The organism is Roseateles chitinivorans (assembly GCF_050632145.1).
Lineage (GTDB): Bacteria > Pseudomonadota > Gammaproteobacteria > Burkholderiales > Burkholderiaceae_C > Roseateles > Roseateles chitinivorans_B.
Map to the genome: position 1 here is coordinate 5,214,491 of NZ_CP192577.1, position 22,653 is coordinate 5,237,143.

The window sequence follows — 22,653 nt, forward strand, 5'->3', positions numbered from 1 at the left end:
CATGCTGGCGCGTCGCTACGAGATGCCCTGGCGGCGCGCCTATGAAAGCTATGCCGCCCTGGTGTGGACGCTTGCGTTCGTGCTCATCCTCATCCAGACCGCCTCCGGGCGACTCCCCGGCCTCCTGGCCGCTCCGATGGGTCTGGGCTGCCTGTGCGCCGCGTGGCTCAGGGGCACGCAGGCGCTGCGCATCCTGGTCGTGCGGGCGTCCCTGACCGGGCGCGCCATGCAGGTGATCGGCCCTCGCGAGGTGGAGCGGGTCACCGGTGACCTCAAGAGCGTCTATCTGGGCCAGGGGTTTGAGTGGCAGCCCGTCCATTCCCAGCGCCTGTACGAGCTCGCCAAGATCGACTACCGGGACCATCTGGTGTCGCCGGTGCTGCTCACCCTCCTCGGATACCGTGCCGACCCGCAACCCGACGCGGAGATCGGCCTGCCCTACATCCACGGCGTCGAACCGCAGGAAGCGGCCGTGTCCCGCCCCTTGCAGAACTTCGAAGGCGGCACGCTGCTCGTCGGCACGACCCAGTCCGGCAAGGGTGTCGCGCTCGCCACGCTCATCACCCAGGCGGTTCGCCGAGGCGACGTCGTCATCGTGATCGATCCCAAGAACAGCCACCGGCTGCGTCGTGTCGTCCAGTGGGCATGCGAGCGTTACCGCGATCCCGACACCTTCCTGGAGTTCCATCCCGCCTTCCCGGAAAAAGGCGTGCGGCTGGACTTCACCTTCAACTGGCAAAAACCCACCGAAGTGTCCTCGCGGATCCAGGCCATCATGCCGCCCGACACGGCTGGCGCGTTCAGCGCCTTCGGCTGGGACGCCGTCAACGTCGTCGTGCAAGGCCTCGTGGAACTGGAGGAGCGGCCCAACCTGCTGCGGCTCACCCGCTACATCGAAGGAGGCATCGAACCCATCCTGCTGGCCACCCTTCGCCGGCACTACGCCACGCAGCTGGGCCCAGGCTGGCGTGAGACCCCCGACATGCGTCGACTGTTGCAGGAGCCTCAGCGCACCGGCCAGCGCCGGCCGTCCGAGGCCACGACCGCGGAGCTGATGGCGCTCGTGTCCTACTACGAACTGCACGTGCCCGAGGCCCAGCGCACCAAGACCATCGACGCGCAGGTGCGCACCTTTCGCCACGACCGCGAGCACTACCAGAAGATCACCGCGAACCTGCTCCCGGTGCTGTCCATGCTCACCTCGGGGGACCTGGGGCGCACGCTCTCGCCCGACCCGTTCGACGCCGCGGACACGCGCCCCATCATGAACCTGGAGAAGATCGAGCAGGCCGGGCACGTGCTTTACCTGTGCGTGGACGCCCTGCCCGACCCGTCGGTCGCCTCCGCCATCGGCGCCCTGGCGCTGGCGGACCTGGCGGCGCGCGCGGGCATGCGCTACAACCTCGGCGCCCACCGGCGCATCGCGCTGTTCGTCGACGAAGTCTCCAACGTCATCAACCTGCCCCTCATCGAGATCCTCAATAAGGGGGCCGAGGGCGGCATCCACACGACCTGCGCGATGCAGACGCTGGCCGATCTCGCGCGCCGCCTGGGCAGCCAGGACGCCGCGCGCATGGTGCTGGGCAACCTGAACAACCTCATAGCGCTGCGAACCAAGGATGGCCCGACGCAGGAGTTCGTCGTCGAGACCTTCGGCCGCACGGCCATCCATTCAGTGCGCGTGGGCATGAGTCATGGCGCCGACGTGCACCTGGGCGACTTCTCGTCGACGTACTCCACGCAACTCGCCGAGAGCTTCGAAGAAGCGGTGCCCGCCGACATCCTGGGCAAGCTGCCCAACCTGCACTACTTCGCCTCCATCTCGGGAGGCCGCAGGATCAAGGGCAGATTCCAGATCATCGACCCGGACCTCGAGGGGAGCCATGCGCCCAAGCCGTGATATCGCTCGCGGCGCGGCACACACAGAGCAGCGCCCGACCAACGCCCGACCAGCGCCCGACCAGCGCCCGAGTAGCACCGAAGTAGCGCCCATGTAGCGCCCGTGTACGTGCCCGTGTACGTGCCCGTGTACGTGCCCGTGTACGCGCCCGTGTACGCGCCCGTGTACGCGCCCGACCACCGCCCCCGTCGAAAGCCTTCCGACGATCACCCACGCCCGCCCCATGATCCGCGCTGTCACCGTCACCTGCCTCGTCACCGTACTGCTTCTGGTGCTGTACCTGCCCTCGTCCCGCCCACCGCAGCACTTCCTTGAGCGGTTGCGCCTGGAGCATGATGGCAACGCGGCGTTGTGGGGTATCGCGATCGCGGACCGCATCCTGGACAGGGCGTTGACCCTGCAGGGCCATGCCCGCGTCCACTCCCCCGTGCCCTCCATCGCCGACGCACCGGCGCCGGCCGCCGCGTCCGCCGTGGCTCCCGCCGTGGCTCCCGCCGTGGCGCGGGAGATGGCGCGCGTCAACGCGCGCCTCTTCGACAACCCCTACTTCCGCTCGATCGACGCCTTGCTCGTGTTGGCGCAGTACAGGTTCGCGGCCCTGCTGGAATGGTGGCCGCGGACGTGGGTGGTGGCGCTCGCCCTGGTTCTGGACGCATTGCTGGAGCGTTCCCGCAAGGCCAAGGAGTTCCGACATCACGACCCGGAGCGCTTCGCTCTGTTCGCCAGCTTGGCCATCCTCGTGCTGTGCGCCAGCGTCGTGGCGATGGTCTGGCCCGGCAACCTTCCGCCGTTCATGTGGGCGGTCGTGCCTACCGCAATCGCAGCGCTCGTGGCGCGGGCGGTTTCGCACTTCCACCGTCGCCCGTTCTGAGGCGGCACCGGGGGTCAGGTCGGCCGCCACTACGTCGGGCGCGCACGCAAGTCGCGGGCGCGGCGGTGATGTTGGCTGGCGTTCTGCTGGCCATCCCTCGAGCGCGCCGCCGCTGGCATCTGCTGCTCGGGTTGCCGATGGCGATCGGGCTCCTGCGCACCCCTGCTGTGGCTGGTCTTCGCCTCAACGCTGACAGTGGCGGAGCGTGTCGGGTTCGGCGCCTTCACGGCGATCGGTCTGGTGTCAATGGAGGTGGACTTTCACCAGACATTGTTCCGTCGCTCAAGCGGCGTTTTCCCGATCGAGCTCCACCGTCTCGACCCCGTGCAGGCCGCCCGGGTGCTCCGCCAGCACGGACGTCCGGAGCAAGCTGAAGCGGTGCTGAGGCGTGCGATGCGCGAGGAGCCTCAACGGCGCGACGAACTGCAGCGCGCCCTCGACGCAATGACGCGGCGAGCCTTGAAAAGCGCCTGACCAAGCAGCGCCCCCTGCGCCGGACAAAGGGCGTCGTGGGCGTTGGCTTAATGCCGGTAACTCAAGGACCTTGGGCATCCCTTGTCGCGTCAAAAGCGAGTGAACGGCTCGGCCGAGTGATCGTGCGGTGTAGCGGTTGAGCGGTGGAGCGGTCGAGCAAATTGCCAATCTCCATGTCTCCATGAACGCCGTCGTCGCGGATTGTTCGAAACGGTGAAGGGCGAACGCCCACGTGTCGGTGGTGGATCCCTGTCAATCTGACGGTCTCTTCACCGCTACCGCCACGCCGGCTGCGTGGGCACACTCCGTCTTGAGTTCTGTTGCGTCTACGTGACTCTCCCTGCTTTCCCCTGGGCAGGAGGCCGCCCAGGTGGGTGATGCCTTTCCAACCCCTGGCCCTTCATCGGGCCAGGGGTTTTCTTTTGCTGGTCGACGCATCTCCGGGAGAGTCGCCGCAGGGGGCATCGGCGACGCCCGACCGGGCCCACCCTCTCCCCGTCCCCGCTTTCCCCGCTTTCCCGCGCTCACCGCCCTCGCCGCGCTCCCCGCGCTTCCCGCGATCGCTCCGCGTCACCATTCCCAGCGACCCGGGTCGCTCAAGGTCGTCTGCTGAGCGCGCTGGGCTTACCGCGCGCAACTGCCGCGGGCGTCTGTTCGTCATGCCTCGGACGCATCCCACGGATCGCGTGCGGCGTGGGCACGCTCATCATGCGGAATCGGGCATTGGATGCCGACCTTGGGCGCCGACCTCGGACGCCGCGCGGGCCCCCGCGCAAGGACAAGGTGATCTTCAAGCCGCGCGATATCGCCCATGGTCCGCGCAACCTAGCCAGCTTCCGGCGGCGAGCGCAGCACTAGCGGGCCAACAGCGCCCTCGGCGCTGGTGTTGATGCGCGGCCAAACTTGCTCGCTGGTCACGAACGCGACCCGGCGGCCAGATGCCAAGCGCGCCCTCCGCAGTTCATGGGACGCCGCGTAGAACTCGTCCGTTACGCGATGAAGCAATTTCTACCTTGAAAAGCAAGCCGTGCGGCAGTTGCCGACGGGTTTCTCACCTTGAGTTCGACAGCGCGCCATCGATGTTCTGCTGGCGTCCTCTACGCCTGGCCAGGCCCCGTTCGTAGCGCGGGTTTGCTTCCCACGCGCGCGAGCGTCGCAGGGCACGGTGATTGCAATGAGCGAGGGGTGGGCACGTGCCACTGCAGTCCGTTCAGGAGACAACACCATGACGCAGCAAGCCAATCAAAGTCAGAACCAGCAAGGTCAACAGGGCCGGCAGTTCCAGGAACAGCAGCGTACACAGCATCAACAGCATCCACAGCGTCCACAGGTGCAGCAGGCGCAGCAGGGTCAACAGAATTGGCCAAGCCAACAGCTGCGCCATCAAGGTCAGCAAGACCAGCAGCGTCAGCCGGGACAGGATCGGCAGGGCCCGGAACTGCAACGTCACCAGGACCAGCAACGCCAAGGCGGCCATTAACAAGCGCCAAGCGCGTCGAATGCCACTGACTCACCGAAGGGCCGGCTGGAAGGGCCGCCCTGTTCAATTGGAGCCCCTCCATGCCCGGCGCCGCCTTCACTCCCGACGATCTCTTCAAGGAACAGCGGGTGGAACACCTGGACTTGCGCCCCGGCGGGGACATCGCCGTTTGTGAGTTGAAGACCGTTGAGCGTGACGACGACGCCTACCAGTCCCACCTGTGGCTCCTGCCCATGGACGGACGCCCGCTCAGCCGGCTGACGTTCGCGCCGGGCCGCAATATCCGCCCGCGATGGTCGCCCCAGGGCGAGCGGATCGCCTTCTTGAGCGACAGGCATGGCGGCGCGGCGCAGATCTATCTGATTGACCACCAGGGCGGTGAAGCCCGTCAGCTCACGCGCTTCGCGTCCACCGTCGTGGACATGGCATGGCATCCGGGCGGCCGACATCTGGCAGTGCTATGCGCCGTCAATGTCGATCCGGATGAACGTGCGAGCGGGGCGCAAAAGATCGATCTGGCGCGTCCCCTCGCCCCGCCCACGTCCCCGGAGGTGGTCTGGCGGTTGCCGTACAAGATGGATGGCGCGGGGTACACCCTGGGCGCCCGTTTGCAGCTGGTGCTGTACGACATCGACAGCGGTACGACCACGCCGCTCACGCGGGGCGATTTCGACGTCGGACAGTGCTGCTGGTCGCCAGACGGCTCACGTCTGGCAATCATCCGCAACCGGGAAGACGAACGCGATTCGCATTGCAAGGACTTGTGGATCCTCGACCTGGGCGACAAGCCGCGTGCGTTTCCCTCCGCCCGCCGGCTGACCAACACCATTGCCACCGCCTGCTGCCCGGCCTGGTCGCCCGACGGCGAGGTCATCGCGCTCATGGGCGCCAGGGACGGCGGCGACCCCATCATGAGACTGTGGCAGGTGGAAGTATCCAGTGGGGTCCTGCGGCAGGTGGGGGACGACGATCTGGAACTGGTCGGGAACGACCTGTTCTGGGACGCGCGGGGACCTCTGCTTCGCGCGGTCCAGGCCTGGCGCGGCGTCCAGCGGATCGTGGCCATCGACATGAAGCACGGGACTGTCACGCCGTTGGTGGAGCCCGCAGCCGGGCACGTATCCGCCATGGTGGCCCGTGAAGCCATGGTTTTCGCCGAAGAGGGGATCGACCATCCCATCGAGGTCCACCGCTGCGATCTCGACGGAAGCGCGAAGCGCCGCCTGACCGATTTCAACGCCTGGTGGCGCGAACGGCTGGCGCTGGTGACCGAGCGACGCCGCTTCACCGTGCCAGATGGCGATGGAGGCGAGGAAGAGATCGAGGGGTGGCTGCTCCGACGCGCGCAGCCCCGCACGTCCGACTCGTCCGCAGTGTCAGTCGCGCGCTCCGAGCCGTCCGCGCCGTTACAGCCCTCAGAGCCCTTAGAACCCTTAGAGCCCGCTCCCCTTCTGATGGACGTGCATGGCGGTCCGGCCAGCTACGTGATGCTCAAGTACGCGAGCAACCCGTACTGGCAGGTGCTCGCCAGTCAGGGATGGACGGTACTGGCGTTGAACGCCGTGGGATCAGCCAGCTATGGGCGGCCTTTCAGCCAACGGTTGCGGCGCAACTGGGGCAGGCTTGATCTCCCGCAATATCGCTCGGCCCTCGCCGCGCTCCGACGCGAGGGGCTCGCGGACGGGCGTGTCGCCATCGCGGGGTCGTCCTATGGGGGCTATTTCAGCGCCTACGCCACCGGCAATTGCAGCGACTTCCGCGCAGCCCTGGTCAACGCCCCCGTCGGCAATCTCGAGACCCATTACGGCACCTCCGACAGCGGCTACTACGCCGATCCCTATTCGATGGAGGGCAAGCCTGAGACGGACCGCGAGCTGATGATCGAGCTGTCGCCCATGGCACATATCAGCCGCAGCCGCACGCCCACGCTGTTTTTGCAGGGCAAGGACGACGAGCGGTGCCCCAAGTGCCAGTCCGAGGAGATGTTCGTGAAGCTGCGGCGTTCGGGCACCGTGAGTGAACTGGTGCTGTACCCGCAGGGAGATCACCACCTGCTGAGACAAGGGAGACCGTCGCACCGCATCGACGCGCATGGGCGCATCGTCGCCTGGCTCACGCGCTGGGTCGAGGAGCCGCTGCCGGTGCAGCCTACTGGATCCGATCCGGCAGACGCGCCGCTTGCGAGCCGGCATCGCCCCTGAGGAGTGAGCCCGACGGTGCAGCGACGAGTGCCTCGATCCCTGCGGGCGTGGCATGGACTGCGCATCTGCAGGAGTCGGCAGGTCGGTGCCGCGCGACGGCACGACGGGTCCAGAGGTGCAGCGACCCGGCACCGGCGATGACGCTGACGTACTGCCACAGGTATCGCACTTGCCAATCAAGACATGGCCGTACGGCTCTCCACGCGGCCGTTCAGCGCCTGGCACGCCGAGGCGATGCTGGCTGGTGGCTGGTCGTCTTAGACCCATGACTGCGAAGCTTCACGCTGCGAAGCCGCCACGGGCTTGCCGGTCCGGACCCGTTCCACGAGCGCGCAGCGCTCCATCGTCCCCACCAGGAGTTTCCATGACCGCCACCGCCACCGCCACCGCCACCGTCCCGACATCGACATCGACATCGGCAGCTGCCGACGCCGTTGTTGCCGTTCGCGACCACGACACCGCATCCACCGCGGCGCCCAACGACGGCGCGCAACGCGGTCCCTGTCCTGGCGCATTCGACCCGATCCGTGGCGAGCATCCCGAGCAGGCACCCTGCAGCGGCTCAAGCCCCCAGCAATGGTGGTCGTGAAGCGGCGCGTCCTCCATCCAACCTGACGCGCCTCGAAACGGTCCCCAGCAGCGGTTCGGCGGCACGTGCTGCCCGGGCGGACTCACTGGCAGCACGTGCCGCCAGAGGGACTCACTGGCTGACCATCTCGCTCACGCGCGCCGCAAGCACGGCCATGTCAAAGGGCTTGCTAATGAGCGACATGCCTGCGCCGAGCACGGGGGCTGTTCCAGCGCCCTCCCGGTTGTATCCCGTCATGAACAGCACGGGCATCTGCGGATGATTGCGTCTCGCCGACTCGGCCACCTCCACCCCGCTCGCTCCCGGCAGGCCGATGTCGGTCACCAGCAAATCCAACGGCCCGTCGAGCATGCGCATGGCCACCGCGCCGTCCGCCGCCTGATGCACCTCGAAGCCCAGGTCCTGCAGCGCCTCGACGACCAGACCGCGGACGACGTCGTCATCCTCCACCACGAGAAGCCTGCCGCGCCGCGGCGATGGGCGCGATGCGGCAGCAGGGACCACCTCGCGTTCGCCGTCGCTGCTTGGCGCCGCGGGCAGGATCAGACGCACGCGGGTGCCCCGCCCCGGCTCGGACTGGATGTCGCAGGCGCCGCCCGACTGCTTGGCGAACCCGTAGATCATGGACAAGCCCAGGCCCGTCCCTTTTCCCATTGGCTTGGTGGTGAAGAAGGGGTCGAACGCCCGCATGCGGACCTCCGCGGGCATCCCCGTGCCGGTGTCCTCCACCTCCACGATTGAATACCCGCCGTCGCGCGACCGTGCCGCCGACGCTTCCCCCATGTCCAGGGGTGCGCCGGAGGTGGTGTCCACCAGCGCATCGACGGTGGAGGTCCGCACGGTCACCGTGCCGCCCTGGGGCATCGCGTCACGCGCATTGATCACCAGGTTGAGGATCGCGTTCTCCAGTTGATTGGGATCGCAACTGGCCCGCGGCGTGGTCGGGTCGAGATCCAGCGCCAGCACGATCGTGTCTCCCAGGGACTGCCGCAGGAGGTCCCGCATCGACGTCACCAACTGGTTCAACGGCACCGCCGAAGTTTTCAATGGCTGGCGCCGGGCGAAAGCCAAGAGCCGCTGCACCAGCGCCGCAGCCCGATCCGCGGATCGTCGGCCGCTGTCGATGGCGCGCTGCATGCCTTCGGTGCTGCCGGTCGCGACGCGTTTGTTCAGCACGTCCAACGAGCCGCTGATCCCCTGCAGCATGTTGTTGAAGTCGTGCGCGATCCCCCCGACCAGTTGCCCCAGTGCCTCCATCTTCTGACTCTGGCGCAGCCGGTCTTGGATCTCGTCGCGCTCCGCGGTGCGCAGATGGACAAGCGTCTCCAGCGAGTTCGCAGCCTGCGCGATGGTTTCGCGCGCCGTCGCCAGCTCGTCCATGCGGTCGCGCAACTGGAACTGACGCTCGCGCGCCCGCAGAGCAGAATGCACGGCGCTGACGAGCGACGCACGGCTCAGTGGGCGCTCCAGCACGAGGGTATTGCCGCCCAGCTCCGCCACGAGTTCGGGCAGCACGCTCTGGCGCAGCGCAGCCGAGCGCTGCGGCATCAGCAACACCAGGGGAAGATCGGACCAGATGGGCTGAGCCGCCAGTGCCGCGCGCAGCGCAGCGAGCGCCGGGTGCGCCAAGGCCTCGGTCGTGATGAGCACAGCGCCCAGGGGGCCCTGATCGGCGTGGCGCGCCTGCTCACGCGCCGGCGCCTCCGACAGCCCGTCCGCCACCCGCTCAGCCACCCGCTCAGCCACCCGCTCCGCCAACTCACCAACCGAGCCCATCACCACCGTCTGCAAGCCAGCCTCCGCCAGCAGCATCACGGCGTTGCGCGTGTCCGCTCCAGTTGGCGCCAGTATCGCCACGCGCATTGGCCGGGCGGGGAAGCCGCGTTGAACGTGCTCGCGGTGTGGGGCGACTCCGACGGCGTCGTCGGCGTCGTCGGCCTGATCGGCGTGATCGGCGTGATCGCCGTGATCGGCTTGGCCGGCTTGAAAAGCTTGGTCGGCGTGGTCGGCGACCCGGGCGTCCCTTGCATCAAGGCGCCCGGCGTCATCGACTGCCTGCCCGGCCGGGGCGCCACGGGCGCCGCTGACAAGGGGCAAACCGTCAGGGGGCGAAGTCACCACGATCCTCCATCAGCTGCTCGGCCTGCCCTTCGAAGGTGGGCACGCCTGTGAGCACGCCATGGAACGCGTCGAGGACCTCGCCGATCCGTATCCCCTGCTTGTCGATGCGCAGCTCGCGGATCGATTCCTCATGCGCGCCACCGCGGTTCTTGATGATGGAGAGCGCTTTGCGGATCCGACCGCGATGCTCGAAGAATCGCAGCAGCAACACGGCATCGGCCACGTAGCTCACGTTGAGGTTGGAGGTGGACATGGTGCCGACCAAGCTTTGTTGCGCGTTGAGCAGCAACGTGGTCACCCCTTGCTGGTTCAGGTACGCGAGCAGTTCATGCAGCTGAAGAATGAGCTGCTGCTCCTGGGGCATCGCCGCCATGTACCCGGTGAGGCTGTCGACGACGATCATGCGGGCGCGGCGCCGTTCCACCTGCGCCACCACCATGGCGTCGAACTGTCCGGGTGAGATCTGCGCGGGGTCGACCTGATGAAGTTCCAGCAGACCCGCATCGATGTGGCGGCGAAGCGGCAGTCCGAGCAGTTCGGCCCGTCGCAGCAGGGTGCCGATGCGTTCGTCGAATTCGTACATCGCCACGGGCTCGCCGCGTTCGCACGCGGCGTGGACGAACTGCAGCGCGAGGTTGGTCTTGCCACTGCCGGCAGGCCCCATGAAGAGCGTGGAGGTCCCGCGCAGCGGTCCGCCGTCCATCATCGCGTCCAGCTCCTGGAGGCCGCTGCTCACCGCCTCACCCGTGAAGAGCTGGGCGTGGTCCGACGCGATCAGCCTGGGAAACACTTGAGCGCCGCCCGTGAGCACCACGAAATCGTGGAACCCGGCCACGTAGTCCACCCCGCGAAGCTTGCGCACCTGCAGGCGGCGCCGCGCGCCACCGAAATCCAGCGTCAGCCGCTCCAGCGAGATCACCCCGTGGCACAGGCTATGCAAAAGGGCGTCGCTTTGACCCTCGTTGCCGGTCAGGTCGTCAGTGAGCAGCACGGTGACCTGCCGCGTTGCGAAGTACTGCTTGAGCGCCAGCACCTGGCGCCGATAGCGAAGGGAGTCCTGCGCCAGCAGCCGCAGCTCCGACAGACTGTCGAACACCACGCGGGTCGGCTGCAAGTCATCGATGCGGTCCGTGATGCGCTTGATGGTCTCGCCGAGCTCGAGTTCCCAGGGATGCAGCAGCGTTTGCTGGTGGTCGGGCGAAAAACGGTGTCGACCTCGGAGAACTCGAAAAGGCTGATGCCGTCCAGTTCCCAGCCGTGCGACGCCGCCACATCGGACAGCTCCTCCGCGGTCTCGGACAGCGTGACGTACAGCACCTTCTCGCCGAGCGTCGCGGCGTGTCGCAGGAACTGCAGGGAGACGGTCGTCTTGCCCGTACCCGGCGGCCCTTCGAGCAGATAAAAGCGCGAGGCCGGCAAGCCCCCTCGCAGGACCGCGTCCAGTCCTGGAATTCCGCTCTCGACCCGTTTCGAAGTCACGACTTCTGTGCTCATGCGCGTGCCTGTAGGTGTGCCACTCCAGCGCAGGATAACCCGCCCTCTCGGCCGAGAACGGTGGAAGCTCGACTGGAAAAGCACACGGGTCACTGACCGCCCCACGCCGAGCGCTCCCAGCTCGGCGACTAAGCCGTCTTCGAGAGGCCCACGCGGCCCGCGCATCTCGGGCAGACCGGCGACGCTTCGCGGCAGCCGCTAGGCGTTCCAGCCACCATGCTGCGGACGTTGTGCGGCATCGAGCCGCTCTGGAAACTCCCCACGAACGGGCCGGAAGCCCTCAGCAGGATCATTGTCGGCCGGTTGGAGGCCCTGAGGCGCCTGCTCGGCGAGCTGCAGAGCGGCACCGGGGGTTTTCCGCTGACGGGGCCGTCGCACCACGCCAACCCATGAGCATCAGTGGTCCCCACCGATCGCTGCGTCGCTGCCCCCACCCACAGCGGCATCGATCGCAGCATCGATCGCGGCATCAATAGCGTGCGCGAGCTCGCCCTCGTGAAACGGCTTGGCCACGCGTCGGAACCAAGGCAGCGGCGGTTGGTCGACAAGGCCAGTGTCGCCTCCCGCGCTGATGGCGATCACCGGGATGGCGGCAGTCCGCGGTGCCTGTGCGAGCAACTCGAACGCCTGCCGTCCCGTCAGCTCCGGCATGTGGTTGTCCATGAGAATGACCGAGGGTTGATGCGCAATGGCGAGGGCCACCCCTTCGCGGCCGTTGGTGGCCGTGATCAGGTGCAGGTCACGGCGATGGGACAGCTGAGCCCTCACGAGTTCCTGACTCCGGAGATCGTCCTCGACAAGCAGCACCGTGTGACGGGGCCGATCGGTCGAGGGTGATTGGTGCCCCGTCGCCCGTTCCACCTCCACCTCCGCCCCCACCTCCCCCTCCACCTCCACCCCGACTTCCTGCGCCCACGCTTGGCCTGGACCGGCGGCCACCAGTTCAACCCAGAAGCAGCTGCCCACGCCAGGAGTGCTCGACACGCCCATGCGCCCGCCCATGAGTTCCACCAGATGTTTGGTCACGACAAGCCCCAGACCGGTGCCCTCCGTGCCGCCTTCACCATGCTGGGAGCGACCCAGCCGGTTGAAGGCCTCGAACAGGTGTTCGAGTTGCTCCGCGGACAGCCCCGCGCCGCCGTCGACCACCTCGATCCGCACGTGGCCACTGTCCGTCTGCCTCACGGTGAGCGCCAGCTCGCCCTGCGCCCGGTTGTACTTGACCGCGTTGGACAGCAGATTGAGCATGACCTGTTTGAGCCGCGTGGGGTCCGCGACGACGGTCAACCCGTCGGGCGCTGGTGAGAAGCGGCTCTTCAGCGAACGGGCGCTGGCCAGCGGCTCGATGATCGCGGCGCACTCTGCAAGCAACCGGTCCAGCGCCAGCGGTTCCAGGTGCAGTTCAATCTTCCCGGCCTCTATCCGAGCCAGGTTCATCAACTCGCCCACCAGCGTCAGCAAGTGTTGGCCGGCTTGCAGGATGTGCCCGTTGAACGCGGCCTGGCGCTCCGCTGGGAACTGGTGACCTGGCTGAGCGAGCAGCTGGGCGAAGCCGATGACCGCATTCAGTGGCGTTCGCAGCTCGTGACTCATGCGAGTCAGAAATTCACTCTTGGCCTCATTGGCCCGCTGCGCCGCCTTCACCGCAGCCGCGAGCTCCAGGTTGCTCATCTCCAGCTGCCGCGTGCGCAGGGCCACGCGCTGCTCCAAGGCTTCATTGACACTGCGCACCGAGGCCTCCGCAGTCTTGTGCACCGTCACGTCCTTCAACGTGCTGAACCACAAAGAGCCGCCCACCGCAGCGTCTTGGGCGATCGGCTCCAGCACGTGGGCCACGTACACCACCGCACCGGCCGGTTGGACCAGGCGATATTCGATCTCTGTCTTTGTCCCGCTGCTCAGCGCCTGTGTGATGGCTCGGCGCACCTCGCCTTGGTCCTTCTCGTGCACCAGGCGGGCGATCCACGCGTCATGGCTGAGCGGCAAGCTGTCTGTGGAACAGCCGGCCAACACCGGGAGGGTGTCGGACCAACTTTGGAAGGTGCCGTCAGGGAGTGCCACGACGTGGGCTAGCCGGGCCAGTTTCTGGGCGTGCGCCAGCGCAGCTTCGCGCTCACGCAACGCGGCCTCGGCCTGAACGCGCGATGTCACATCCAGCGGAGCAACGAAGCGAGCCGCCCGTCCGCGGTACATCAGCTCATGCGACGTGATCTCGACGAAGATTAACCGCCCATCGCGTAGCCGATGACGCCACACACCGCTGCTGAAGACCTGGGCCGGCGTCAGCCGAACGGACTGCTCCACGGCGCCGATGTCTTCCGGCGGACGGATGTCGCGGATGGTCATCGCCAGAAATTCATCCCGCGAGTAACCGTATTTCTTGCAAGCGACCTCGTTGACGTCCAGAAACGCGAGGGTTTGCAGATCGTAGATCCACATCGGCACCGGGTTGGCCTCGAAGAGCTGCTGGTACCACTGGGGATCGGCTGCGTCCATTGCGGGCGATTGTTCCATCGAACCCCTCTGCTGTCGTGCGGGGCTGATCCGCCCCGGATCGGTAGGCGGCGGGACGGCGGCCGTGCGCCCGCCCCGCCCCTGACGCATCCTTTATCGCCGAGATAGCATAGCCTCAGCGCACTGCTCTACTACCGAGGGTGCGCCGTGAGATGAATGACGGCGATCGCCGTCGCAGCCTGTCGCGCCCGCCCGTCGCGCTGTTGCCCTGTTGCCCAGCTGCCTTTTTGCCTTGTTGCCTCGTCTCCAACGGGCAGACAAGCCATCGTCGGCTCGATGTGCCCTGACGATCCGGGATGCTGCCCCAAACCGAACAACAGCGCCGCACGCGATATGAACGCACGACGGTCGCCGTGCGGCTCTCATTCCGCCCTGACGGCGCGATCGTCGCACTCTCACCCCTATGGTGGCGCCGTACCTATCCGGGAGACGCCAAGAGCTTGTACGCATCGTCAGCCCACCGGCCTGTGAAAAGTGCAAGACGGATGAGATCCGTCTGCGATCCACGGGCGCGCCCGCTCCCAGCGCTGCCGGTCGAACTTCCTTGCATTGGCACCGTTGTGTCTTTGCGCGGGTAGCGCGAACCGCCCGTCCGAGTCGAGATGCGCGCGACCGCCAAGTGTCGCGCCATCCGCTGCGCCCTCTACTTTCGCATTGCGTTCATCACGAACGTCACCACGGCCACCGCAAGGAAGATGAAGAAAAGAATCTTCGCAATCCCTGCCGCCCCTGCGGCAATTCCGCCGAAGCCGAACACTGCGGCGACAAGCGCGATGACAAGAAACACGACGGCGTAATGAAGCATGAGATCTCCTTGAATGAATCCGCGACAACTTCGCAGGATATGGAAGACGTTCACTCGGCAAGACGTGCGCCCGGCAGCTTCGCTGGAGTAAGCCCGAGCGCGATCCGACAGGTCTCTACAAGCGGTCAGGACCGACGCCCGGCACCACCGGCGCAGAGCCCGTCTAGCGATCGCCCCAGAACGTGCTGGAAGCCTGCAGCACGATCATCGCGATCGTGGCCGCGGCCATCGCCGCGGTGGCCAGCCAGCCCAATACGCGCCACAGCGGCGGCAGGCGCAGCTCGCCGACGATCTTGCGGTGCGACGCCGCCACCATCACCGCGATCATGATGGGCACGGAGATCACGGCGTTCACGACCGCCGACCACACCAGCGCCTTGATCGGATTGAATCCCGACAGGCTGATCGCCAGGCCGATCAGCATCGCGCCGCTGAGGATCGCGTAGAACACCTTGGCGGAATGCGCGGGGCGGTCGAGCCCGCGCCGCACGCCGGCGAGCGTGGCGACGGCATAGGCCGCCGATCCCGCGAGCACCGGTAGCGCGAGGAAGCCCGTGCCCACGATGCCGGCGGCGAAGAGCACGAACGCGAAGTTCCCCGCGACCGGCTTGAGCGCCTGCGCGGCCTGCGCGGTGGTCTCGATGTCGCGCACGCCGTGGGCATGCAGCGCCGCCGCGGTGGCGACGATCATGAAGAACGCGATCGTGTTGGAGAAGCCCATGCCGACCAGCGTGTCCGTGCGCAGGCGGCGGAACTGTTCCGTCGCCTGCTCGGGCGCGACGGCCAGCGGACGATCCGCATCGATGCGGCGGATCTCCTCGGCTTCCTGGCTGGCCTGCCAGAAGAAGAGGTAGGGACTGATCGTCGTGCCGAGGATGGCGACGACGGTGGTCGTGTAGTCGCGGTCCCAGTGCATGGTGGGCATCACCAGCGACTTCAGCGCGAGCACCCAGTCCGCCTGCGCCGCGAAACCGACGCCGACGTAGGCCAGCAGCGTCAGCGTGAGCCACTTCAGCAGCATCACGTAGCGGGCGTAGGGCAGCCAGATCTGCAGCAGCAGCGAGAGCAGCGCCATGACCACCACGAACGCGCCCGGTGACCCGCCCACGGCGAGGTGCATCGCGTCGCCCATTGCGCTGAGATCGGCACCCAGGTTGATGACGTTGGCGACGACCAGCAGCGAGACGAGTGCGACCACCAGCCAGCGCGGGCAGAGCTTGGAGAAGTTCTCGGTCAGGCCCTTGCCGGTGATGCGACCGATGCGCGCGCTGGCGAGCTGGATGCCGACCATCAGCGGGAAAGTCACGAGGATGGTCCAGCCGACCGCATAGCCGTACTGCGCGCCGGCCTGCGAGTAGGTCGCAATGCCGCTCGGATCGTCGTCCGCGGCACCGGTGATCAGGCCAGGGCCGAGCTTGCTCCACCATGGCGCGCGGCCGGAGGCCGTGGCCGAGGCCGTGGCCGAGGCCGTCGGTTCCGACGGCGGCGTATCGGAAGTCGCCTCGTGGGTGGACGCCTCGTGGGTAGACGCCTCGTGGGTGGACGGCTCGTGGGTGGACGGCTCGTGGGTAGACGGCTCGTGGGTAGACGGCTCGTCGGCCGGCGGGACCGTGTCGGGCACGGCCACCATCACATTTTCGGCTGACCGTTAGAGGCCATCACGCCGCCGTCGACCGGCAGGTTCACGCCGTTGACGAAGCGCGCATCGTCGCTGGCCAGGAAGGCCACGACCGCGGCGATATCGGCGGGCTCCGCCGGCCGGCCCAGGGGCATCCGTTCCATGAAGCGTGCGACGAGGTCCTGGTCCTCCAGCATCTCCTCGGTCATGCCGGTGCGGGTGAGCGACGGTGCGACCGCATTCACCCGCACGCCCTTGCCGCCGAAGTCCAGCGCGAGCGAGCGCGTGAGGTTCACGACGCCGCCCTTGGCCGCGTTGTAGGCGCACATGCCCCAGTCGCCGGAAAGGCCCGAGACCGACGCGGTGTTGACGATGCAGCCCTTGCGCTTGAGCAGCTCGGGCATCGCCGCGCGGCAGCCGTGGAAGACGCCGCTGAGGTTGATCGCGAGGGTCTCGTTCCAGTCGTCCAGCGAAACCGTCAGCGCGTCGCCTTCCGTTCCGATCCCCGCGTTGTTGACGATCACGTCCAGCCCACCGAAGCGCTTCACCGCCGCGGCGACCAGCGACGCGACGTCCGCGTACTTCGAGACGTCGGCCGCCAGCGCCAGAGTACGGTTCTGCGGCAGCTGCCGGGCGAATTGCTGGAGCTTGTCCTCACGCCGCGCGCAGATCACGACGTTGGCGCCTTCATGCGAGAAGCGCTCGGCGACGCCGCGCCCGATGCCGGACGAGGCGCCCGTGACGATGACGGTTTTTCCCCTGAATCTTTCCATGCGGGTCTCCTGTGCGATGAGTGGACGACGGCAAGACGAATGCCCGCCATCGGCGGCAGAGCAAAACCGGCGGTGAGGGCCCAACCGTCGACCACCACTCCCTTTCACCAGGGGCCTCGTCTCACCGGGCAACGCCGACTGTTCTCACCTGCCAGTCACCCGTCGAAGCAATTTCCCAGCCGTTCGAGCCACTGCTCGTGCTGTTTGCGTCAGTTCAGAAACTGTCGACGCAGCGAACGCCATCGGGTGCAAGTTGCTGGCAAGCGCTTCCCTTAACGGCGACGCCCCGAGCTGTCTGACACTTCGCTTCTGCGCGAGCAGCGCTGCAGCATCTTGTTCATGCCCGATGAGATCGATCGCGCGCCACCGTTGAAGGTTCGTTTCCGAAACGCAGCGTCACTTCAAACGCCTGAAGCGCACAGCGTCCACGTAGCGCTCGCCGGACTCTTCGTCCGAATGTTGAGCGGTGACTTCCACCATGCCTTGCTCGGCGAGTTCGTCCAGGCGTTCGAGTTCGCGGGAGAAGCGCTCCAGCGTTTCCACCACGTCTTGATGGTCTCGAAATGCAAAGCGCTGTTCGGAGCCGATCTCCGTCAGCTTGTAGATGTGATCGATGAGCATGACGGTACACCTCAGTGGGAGAGATCCTGCTACGGCCAAGGTTGGATGCGCGCAAGGCATGTTGGCAAGGGACCTCCAAACCTGTGAGCGCCAGAATCAGTGAGGCAACCTCCGCGCCCGCCAAGGCGGCCAAGGCGGCGATGTGTCGCCGCTGGCGAGGCGATTCTGAACACCTCACAGGCCAAACGACATCGAGCATGAATAGGGCCGCCTGGAGCGGGTGGGATGCACGGCGGGAAACTCAACCCGGCGCCCCTGAGCGTCCATCATGTCGGTTCATGCGCCGATCCGCTCTATGCGGACGTCGCCTTCGGTGATCGACTCCAGCGCGGTCGCATCGCCGACGAGTCGACCCAACCGGATGAGTCCGCTGGCATGCTGCGCCCCACGATAGAACAACGCAATGTTGCCCCAGGGAGCGTAATAGGCAACATCTCCCGGTACCGGCGTCATGCCGGGCAGTCCCGAGGCAGCCAACAACCGTCGCGGAAGGTAGGCAATTTTTTCGGTGGCCTGATAGTCCTCCAGGCGGACCGTCATCGGCAGTTGAGGCCAGAGCTCCAGCGTGGCGCGGTTCGCGTCCAGGATCACCTCGATACGGATACCACGTCGTTGTAGTTGTATTTTCATGCGCGACTCTTGGCCCATGCTGCCTATGGCGCGGATTCGATGATCCCCACCGCGGTGGCCGGGACGCCATCATGCGCGTCAGCGCCCCCTACGGGTGGAGGTACCGCGTGGCTGTCCCCCGTTCCGGTGGACGCAACCCGTCTCTCGATTCTTCCTGGCAGCCGCAGCCGCAGTCGCAGTCGCAGTCGCAGTCGCAGTCGCGAGGCAGCCGGCAGACTCTCGGCGGGCATTCCGCCTTGGGGCTCGGCTGCATACGATGAGCGACGTGGCTCACCTGCCTCCTGGATCCGCCCGCTGCCCCTCATTGCGCTCTCGGGATCCAGTCAGCTCGTCCCGGTTCGGCATGCCGGCCTCGATGCTAACGTCGACGCGGCGCCGGCTGGCCGACGCCGCCCATCGACTGTTCACGGCGCGCGCTGCAGTCGCCGCGGTTGGCATCTGCCTTGCTGGGATTCACCCGTTGGCAGTTGCCAATGCGTTTTCAAGGAGTACGCCATGATGGATAAACCCAGCGCGAGTCAGAGGTCGCAAGGCCGCGACAGCTTGAAACAGCAAAGTGATTCACAGCCGAGCCGACAGTCGGGAAGCCCGCGTACGGCCGATCAGCATGACCTTCGCGGGCTCGTGGACCAGAAAGACCGCGAAGACGGGCGCGTGCGGCCAATACAGCCTGGTTCAGAGGATCTGCGGAATCAGGCCGGCCACGAGGCACCGAAGCCACCGAGCGACCCTGACCGACAACTGGTGAAGGATCTGCAGAAAGAGGAAGGGGAACGCCCGAACGGCGAACAACGCAAGAACGGCGCCCCTTTGGGCTCGGCTGAACAGTAAGGCGTGGCGGAGGCTGCGGCGACCGCCCACCGACCGCTGAAGCGGCCGCGGCACAGTGCGGCGCCGCCGGATGTCTGGGCCACGTCGCAGCAGCCGCCGTCCGAGCCTGCTCAACACGAAACCCACTTTGGTGATGTCCTCGAGGGACAAGGCACTGAAGCAACCGGGAACCATCGCCGCGATCGCGACCCTGCACAGGTCTTCAACCGGCAGCCTCCTGCCGCCCCTTGTTCAAGCGAGTCTGCGCTTCAACGGCCAAGGAGGGGCGCGGTGGCGGCGCCTCTCACTCACTGCGCGGCACTTCGATGCCTTTGAGAAGGTGCCGCATGGATTCGTCAACGTCGCGGCTGCGCACCCGTTGCTTACGCCCCCCGCGGCGAGATCGGCCACCATCGCGAGCATCACATCAATGTCGAAAGGCTTGGATAGGAAGCCATCGTAGTCGCCGAAGGACTTCTGAACGACTTCCTCGTTCGTGCCACTGATGAACATGAAGGGGATGTCCGCCCAATGCGGCGTCTGACGGATCAACGTGCCGAATTCGCCCCCCGTCATGTGAGGCATCATGAAGTCGCTCACGATCACCGCCGGGCGCTCGCCTCCCAGCATCTCCATCGCCGACCGACCGTTGGAGACCGAGGTGACGCGGTAGCCATGCGCTTCAAGGATCAGCTGCAGGATCTCTGCTGCGCCGTACTCGTCTTCCACAATCAGAATGAGCTTCATTCGAGGTGGTCCTCTGCCGTTATACCCAGCCGTCGAGGCGATCAATCTCGCAGCGAGATGACGGTCGCTCCGACACGATGCCCCCTCATCTTGCGAACGGCCAGCTGGCGCAACGCCCCGGGTTGCCGGGGCGCCTCCAGGGCGAGCACGTTATCGAACAAGGCCGCCAACCCTGGGGCAATTGGTGTGCCGCTTGCCACACTGATTTCGGCCGGGTCCAAGGTGAACAAGGCCGTGACGGCCCGCTGACGAAGTTCGATCAAGAGCCGGCCCAGGAATCGATAGCCCCGGTCCTGGAACGCGCGGGTGTCGGCCAGGGCAGCGACCCCGTCCAGCACCAGTCGTCGGACTTTGCCCTCGTCGAGCAGTCGCAAGATCTTGTGGCCCATCTCGTCGAGCGACTCGTCCACCTGGCCAAGGGTTTCGATGCGAAGGGCGCCGCTGTCCACAGCGGTTTCCAGCCCGATGTCGAACCGCGCCGCGAGGCGACAGGCGTCGGGTTTGGTCTCGGGCGCGCCGATCAGCAGCAGTCCCGGCTGGTCCGGCGTGGACCCTGCCGCGAAGCGGTATCCCATGAGCGTCTTGCCCGCGCCGCTGTCGCCGACCACCAGCGACACGCTTCCCGCCCAGGCGCCGGATTCCCCCAGGACCGCGTCGACCTCCGGGATGCCCAGCACCACCGCTTGCGCCACCGCGCGTTCGCCCTTCGGGAGGGGCAGGTTCTCCAAACGGGGGAAGAACCGCAGTCCTTCGTCGGTGATGCAAAACGAGTGCTGACCCCGCACCACCTCGCTCCCACGGAACTTGCGGACCTGCACGAGGCGCTCCGCCCTGCCCTTGAAGAGTTGGTCCTCGAACGAGAAGATGCCATCCACCATCGTCTGTTCCGCACTGAGCGCGTTGCCCCGGCCCGTGGTCAGCACCAGGCACGTGCAGTTCATGGCGGTGACCAGGCTCTGGAGTTCGTGCACGAACTGGCGCACGCCCTCGTCGATGCCCGGCGCGCTCACCACCAGACCGTCGACGACAAGCAGGGTTGCCGCGCTGCGCACCAGCTCGCTGCGCAGCAGACTGACCACCCCCTTGAGTCCTTCGCTTTCCAGTTCGCGGTAGCCACTCATGTAGAACACGAAGGCGTTGACCGCTGTCTTGCGGAAGAACGTCTGGTTGCTCATGTGCTGCACCATGCGCGCGTGCGACTCCGAGAGCATCGTGACGTACAGGGTCTTGTTGCCGGCGCTGGCGTGGTTGTACGCCATCTGGTTGGCCAGCGTGGTCTTGCCGACCCCGGGCGGACCTTCGAGGATGTATACCCCACCTTCGAACAAGCCGCCGTGCAGGATGTCGTCCAGCCCGGCAACGGTCGATGGAAACCTTTTCATGTGATGCGCCTGATGTCTGAGGAAATGAATGCTCGGCCTGAACCTGAGGCGTCATCACCGCGATCAAAGTTCAACTCCCTGCATAACCGTCAAAATTCTAAGCAGATTCGAGCCACGAACTCCCCTGGCGTCGCTCGTTTGCGTTGCCAAGCGTTCCTTGGCGCGGCGCGTGAGGTCGATCGGCTCGGCGTTGAATGGGCTTGGGCGGGCTGCCCCTGCGTGAAGATCCCCCTTGCAGGGTACAGCGCTGGCCGCGTGACCGGCTTCGGGCGCCGCCCGGACGGCAAGGAGTGCGCGGACAAGTCAGGCCCGACCCGCCGCCAGTCGCGCGGGCACGGCGTGACCTCGCCGTTGCTTCACTGGTGCGCCTGACGGATCGTCCGCTTTAAGCCGCGACCACCGCCGGCGTAGGCGACTGGTTCTACAACGTGCCCGATCTTCCCCTGGTACGTGTGCGCTGTGATTGGGCCGCTCCAAAGATCGACGCGTCACCTGTCCGCGAAGGACGCCCTCGGGGCGTCATCGGATCTCCCGATTTACCGATTTCCCATGGCCCGCTGATCTGAAGGTCAAAGGCCAAAGCGGCGCAAATGGCGCGCAGCGCTGCTAGCGCCAGCCTGGTATCGAAAAGCGTGGGCTGATCTCGCGATTCCGGGGCGACCCGTGAGAGCTCCCGTCCTACTCTGACCGCATTCGAGGCATTCGCTGCGCGCCACGTCAACGCGCAGTGTTTCCTCAAGGAGGTTCAGATGTACGCATCCTCGGCGGCGCGCCGCGCCAGACCAACGCCTTCCCAGACGGAACGCACCTCCGGTGGGGATGCTACCAACGCGAGTCCTCTGCACTCCGCGGCCTGTTCACAAGCCGATGCGAAGGAGACGCCCCAGCACGGGCCTGCTCGCTCGTCAGGAACGCGCGCGTCGCCTCGTGTCAGCAACCTGACCGCGCACGCACTCACCACCGCCTCGGCCCTGCTGTTCATGCTCTCGCCAGCGATGGGTGCGGCATGTTGGCGCGATGCCGCGCAACGCCATGGTGTGCCCGTCGCACTGCTTCACGCAGTCGCGCGCGTCGAATCGAACCTTGATGCGCAGGCGATCAACCGTTCCCATTTCGTGAGGACCGGAACGTATGACATTGGCCTGATGCAGATCAACAGCTCGCACCTCAAGACGCTTCGCCGCTACGGAGTGGATGAGGCAGCTCTGCTGAACCCCTGCATCAATCTGCACATCGGCGCATGGCTTCTGGCGGATGCCATATCCCGCCACGGGATGAGCTGGAACGCCGTGGGCGCCTACAACGCGGCCTGCACGCGGCTGCATCCCGATGCCTGCTCGCGAGCGAGAGCACGGTATGCCTGGAAGGTCTACCGGCATCTGCGTGAAAAGCCGATGTCCGCCCAAGCATCGACCGGCCAGCCTTCGGCCGGTGACGGGTGTCCACGGCCTTGCCGAGTTGGCGCGTCTGCGATCCGCCCGGCCTCACCTCGCTCTGCCGGGAGTTGAACTGTCATTGCCCTGCGGCATTGCGTGGCGTCTTTGCCTTGCGCCTTTGCCTTGCGCCATTGCCTTGCGTCCGCCGAGGTCGCGTGGCGCCCCGAGTCGCGCCCTTGTTCAGTAT

Annotated in this window: 18 protein-coding genes and 1 pseudogene; 7 read left to right on the forward strand and 12 right to left on the reverse strand. The window is 66.5% G+C overall.

The window, feature by feature from the left end; genetic code table 11:
* Position 1 precedes the first annotated feature (1 nt).
* From traD to ACQ86G_RS23995, 3 genes are all read left to right on the forward strand, one after another.
* Positions 2 to 1,900 carry a conjugative transfer system coupling protein TraD gene (gene traD / locus ACQ86G_RS23985; RefSeq protein ID WP_431257650.1) on the forward strand — a complete coding sequence of 633 codons (1,899 nt, stop codon included), beginning with the start codon at positions 2 to 4 and terminating at the stop codon, positions 1,898 to 1,900.
* 223 nt (positions 1,901 to 2,123) lie between these two features.
* Positions 2,124 to 2,771, forward strand: coding sequence for a DUF4400 domain-containing protein (locus tag ACQ86G_RS23990; protein WP_431257651.1), 648 nt, complete (start codon positions 2,124 to 2,126; stop codon positions 2,769 to 2,771).
* 195 nt (positions 2,772 to 2,966) lie between these two features.
* Positions 2,967 to 3,245 (forward strand): hypothetical protein, encoded by a 279-nt coding sequence (locus ACQ86G_RS23995; protein ID WP_431257652.1) that lies wholly within the window; start codon positions 2,967 to 2,969, stop codon positions 3,243 to 3,245.
* A 1,210-nt stretch (positions 3,246 to 4,455) separates the two neighbouring features.
* Here ACQ86G_RS23995 and ACQ86G_RS24000 read toward each other — a convergent pair.
* Positions 4,456 to 4,722 (reverse strand): hypothetical protein, encoded by a 267-nt coding sequence (locus ACQ86G_RS24000; RefSeq protein ID WP_431257653.1) that lies wholly within the window; start codon positions 4,720 to 4,722, stop codon positions 4,456 to 4,458.
* Between the two features lie 83 nt (positions 4,723 to 4,805).
* Between ACQ86G_RS24000 and ACQ86G_RS24005 the strand changes: the two genes are divergently transcribed.
* Together ACQ86G_RS24005 and ACQ86G_RS24010 are read left to right on the forward strand one after the other, a co-directional pair.
* Complete coding sequence (locus ACQ86G_RS24005) at positions 4,806 to 6,926, forward strand: prolyl oligopeptidase family serine peptidase (RefSeq protein ID WP_431257654.1); 2,121 nt, start codon at positions 4,806 to 4,808, stop codon at positions 6,924 to 6,926.
* A 364-nt stretch (positions 6,927 to 7,290) separates the two neighbouring features.
* A complete protein-coding gene (locus ACQ86G_RS24010; RefSeq protein WP_431257655.1) occupies positions 7,291 to 7,515 on the forward strand; it encodes a hypothetical protein in 225 nt (74 codons plus the stop codon).
* 111 nt (positions 7,516 to 7,626) lie between these two features.
* On the opposite strand, the gene ACQ86G_RS24015 is transcribed toward ACQ86G_RS24010, so the two are convergent.
* The 9 genes and pseudogenes from ACQ86G_RS24015 to ACQ86G_RS24055 form a co-directional block, all read right to left on the reverse strand.
* Positions 7,627 to 9,633, reverse strand: a complete 2,007-nt coding sequence (locus tag ACQ86G_RS24015; protein ID WP_431257656.1) for an ATP-binding protein — start codon at positions 9,631 to 9,633, stop codon at positions 7,627 to 7,629.
* Positions 9,617 to 10,750 carry an ATPase domain-containing protein gene (locus tag ACQ86G_RS24020; RefSeq protein WP_431257657.1) on the reverse strand — a complete coding sequence of 378 codons (1,134 nt, stop codon included), beginning with the start codon at positions 10,748 to 10,750 and terminating at the stop codon, positions 9,617 to 9,619. Before ACQ86G_RS24020 ends, ACQ86G_RS24015 begins: the two co-directional genes overlap by 17 nt.
* A 185-nt stretch (positions 10,751 to 10,935) precedes the next feature.
* Positions 10,936 to 11,295 (reverse strand): annotated as a pseudogene (locus tag ACQ86G_RS24025) (ATPase domain-containing protein); the annotation flags it as partial.
* A gap of 231 nt (positions 11,296 to 11,526) precedes the next feature.
* Positions 11,527 to 13,626: a PAS domain-containing hybrid sensor histidine kinase/response regulator gene (locus tag ACQ86G_RS24030; protein WP_431257658.1), complete on the reverse strand. Its 2,100-nt coding sequence runs from the start codon at positions 13,624 to 13,626 to the stop codon at positions 11,527 to 11,529.
* A 661-nt stretch (positions 13,627 to 14,287) separates the two neighbouring features.
* The gene (locus tag ACQ86G_RS24035) at positions 14,288 to 14,449 is read right to left on the reverse strand and encodes a DUF1328 domain-containing protein (protein ID WP_431257659.1); all 162 of its coding nucleotides are present in this window, start codon (positions 14,447 to 14,449) and stop codon (positions 14,288 to 14,290) included.
* 163 nt (positions 14,450 to 14,612) lie between these two features.
* Positions 14,613 to 16,079, reverse strand: a complete 1,467-nt coding sequence (locus ACQ86G_RS24040; RefSeq protein ID WP_431257660.1) for an Nramp family divalent metal transporter — start codon at positions 16,077 to 16,079, stop codon at positions 14,613 to 14,615.
* Positions 16,079 to 16,840, reverse strand: a complete 762-nt coding sequence (locus ACQ86G_RS24045) for an SDR family NAD(P)-dependent oxidoreductase (RefSeq protein ID WP_431257661.1) — start codon at positions 16,838 to 16,840, stop codon at positions 16,079 to 16,081. The genes ACQ86G_RS24040 and ACQ86G_RS24045 overlap by 1 nt, the downstream gene beginning before the upstream one ends.
* Before the next feature lie 396 nt (positions 16,841 to 17,236).
* A complete protein-coding gene (locus ACQ86G_RS24050; RefSeq protein ID WP_431257662.1) occupies positions 17,237 to 17,461 on the reverse strand; it encodes a hypothetical protein in 225 nt (74 codons plus the stop codon).
* A 276-nt stretch (positions 17,462 to 17,737) separates the two neighbouring features.
* On the reverse strand, positions 17,738 to 18,091 hold the full coding sequence (locus ACQ86G_RS24055; RefSeq protein ID WP_431257663.1) for a cyclophilin-like fold protein: 354 nt from the start codon (positions 18,089 to 18,091) through the stop codon (positions 17,738 to 17,740).
* Positions 18,092 to 18,586: 495 nt separating this feature from the next.
* Between ACQ86G_RS24055 and ACQ86G_RS24060 the strand changes: the two genes are divergently transcribed.
* Positions 18,587 to 18,922, forward strand: a complete 336-nt coding sequence (locus tag ACQ86G_RS24060) for a hypothetical protein (protein WP_431257664.1) — start codon at positions 18,587 to 18,589, stop codon at positions 18,920 to 18,922.
* A 231-nt stretch (positions 18,923 to 19,153) separates the two neighbouring features.
* Here ACQ86G_RS24060 and ACQ86G_RS24065 read toward each other — a convergent pair whose 3' ends face one another.
* Together ACQ86G_RS24065 and ACQ86G_RS24070 are read right to left on the reverse strand one after the other, a co-directional pair.
* Positions 19,154 to 19,648: a response regulator gene (locus tag ACQ86G_RS24065; RefSeq protein WP_431257665.1), complete on the reverse strand. Its 495-nt coding sequence runs from the start codon at positions 19,646 to 19,648 to the stop codon at positions 19,154 to 19,156.
* Positions 19,649 to 19,689: 41 nt separating this feature from the next.
* A complete protein-coding gene (locus ACQ86G_RS24070; RefSeq protein WP_431257666.1) occupies positions 19,690 to 21,030 on the reverse strand; it encodes an RAD55 family ATPase in 1,341 nt (446 codons plus the stop codon).
* 749 nt (positions 21,031 to 21,779) lie between these two features.
* On the opposite strand from ACQ86G_RS24070, the gene ACQ86G_RS24075 reads away from it, so the two are divergent.
* Positions 21,780 to 22,538 (forward strand): transglycosylase SLT domain-containing protein, encoded by a 759-nt coding sequence (locus tag ACQ86G_RS24075; protein ID WP_431257667.1) that lies wholly within the window; start codon positions 21,780 to 21,782, stop codon positions 22,536 to 22,538.
* Positions 22,539 to 22,653: the final 115 nt, after the last annotated feature.

Excerpts from the sequence above, each read along its gene's own strand:
- ACQ86G_RS24055 (WP_431257663.1), bottom strand. The coding sequence starts at position 18,091 with ATGAAAATACAACTACAACGACGTGGTATCCGTATCGAGGTGATCCTG.
- ACQ86G_RS23990 (WP_431257651.1), top strand. The coding sequence starts at position 2,124 with ATGATCCGCGCTGTCACCGTCACCTGCCTCGTCACCGTACTGCTTCTG.
- ACQ86G_RS24030 (WP_431257658.1), bottom strand. The coding sequence starts at position 13,626 with ATGGACGCAGCCGATCCCCAGTGGTACCAGCAGCTCTTCGAGGCCAAC.
- ACQ86G_RS24035 (WP_431257659.1), bottom strand. The coding sequence starts at position 14,449 with ATGCTTCATTACGCCGTCGTGTTTCTTGTCATCGCGCTTGTCGCCGCA.
- ACQ86G_RS24005 (WP_431257654.1), top strand. The coding sequence starts at position 4,806 with ATGCCCGGCGCCGCCTTCACTCCCGACGATCTCTTCAAGGAACAGCGG.
- ACQ86G_RS24040 (WP_431257660.1), bottom strand. The coding sequence starts at position 16,079 with ATGGTGGCCGTGCCCGACACGGTCCCGCCGGCCGACGAGCCGTCTACC.
- ACQ86G_RS24045 (WP_431257661.1), bottom strand. The coding sequence starts at position 16,840 with ATGGAAAGATTCAGGGGAAAAACCGTCATCGTCACGGGCGCCTCGTCC.
- ACQ86G_RS24075 (WP_431257667.1), top strand. The coding sequence starts at position 21,780 with ATGTACGCATCCTCGGCGGCGCGCCGCGCCAGACCAACGCCTTCCCAG.
- traD (WP_431257650.1), top strand. The coding sequence starts at position 2 with ATGCTGGCGCGTCGCTACGAGATGCCCTGGCGGCGCGCCTATGAAAGC.
- ACQ86G_RS24050 (WP_431257662.1), bottom strand. The coding sequence starts at position 17,461 with ATGCTCATCGATCACATCTACAAGCTGACGGAGATCGGCTCCGAACAG.
- ACQ86G_RS24065 (WP_431257665.1), bottom strand. The coding sequence starts at position 19,648 with ATGAAGCTCATTCTGATTGTGGAAGACGAGTACGGCGCAGCAGAGATC.
- ACQ86G_RS24000 (WP_431257653.1), bottom strand. The coding sequence starts at position 4,722 with ATGGCCGCCTTGGCGTTGCTGGTCCTGGTGACGTTGCAGTTCCGGGCC.
- ACQ86G_RS24070 (WP_431257666.1), bottom strand. The coding sequence starts at position 21,030 with ATGAAAAGGTTTCCATCGACCGTTGCCGGGCTGGACGACATCCTGCAC.
- ACQ86G_RS24010 (WP_431257655.1), top strand. The coding sequence starts at position 7,291 with ATGACCGCCACCGCCACCGCCACCGCCACCGTCCCGACATCGACATCG.
- ACQ86G_RS24060 (WP_431257664.1), top strand. The coding sequence starts at position 18,587 with ATGATGGATAAACCCAGCGCGAGTCAGAGGTCGCAAGGCCGCGACAGC.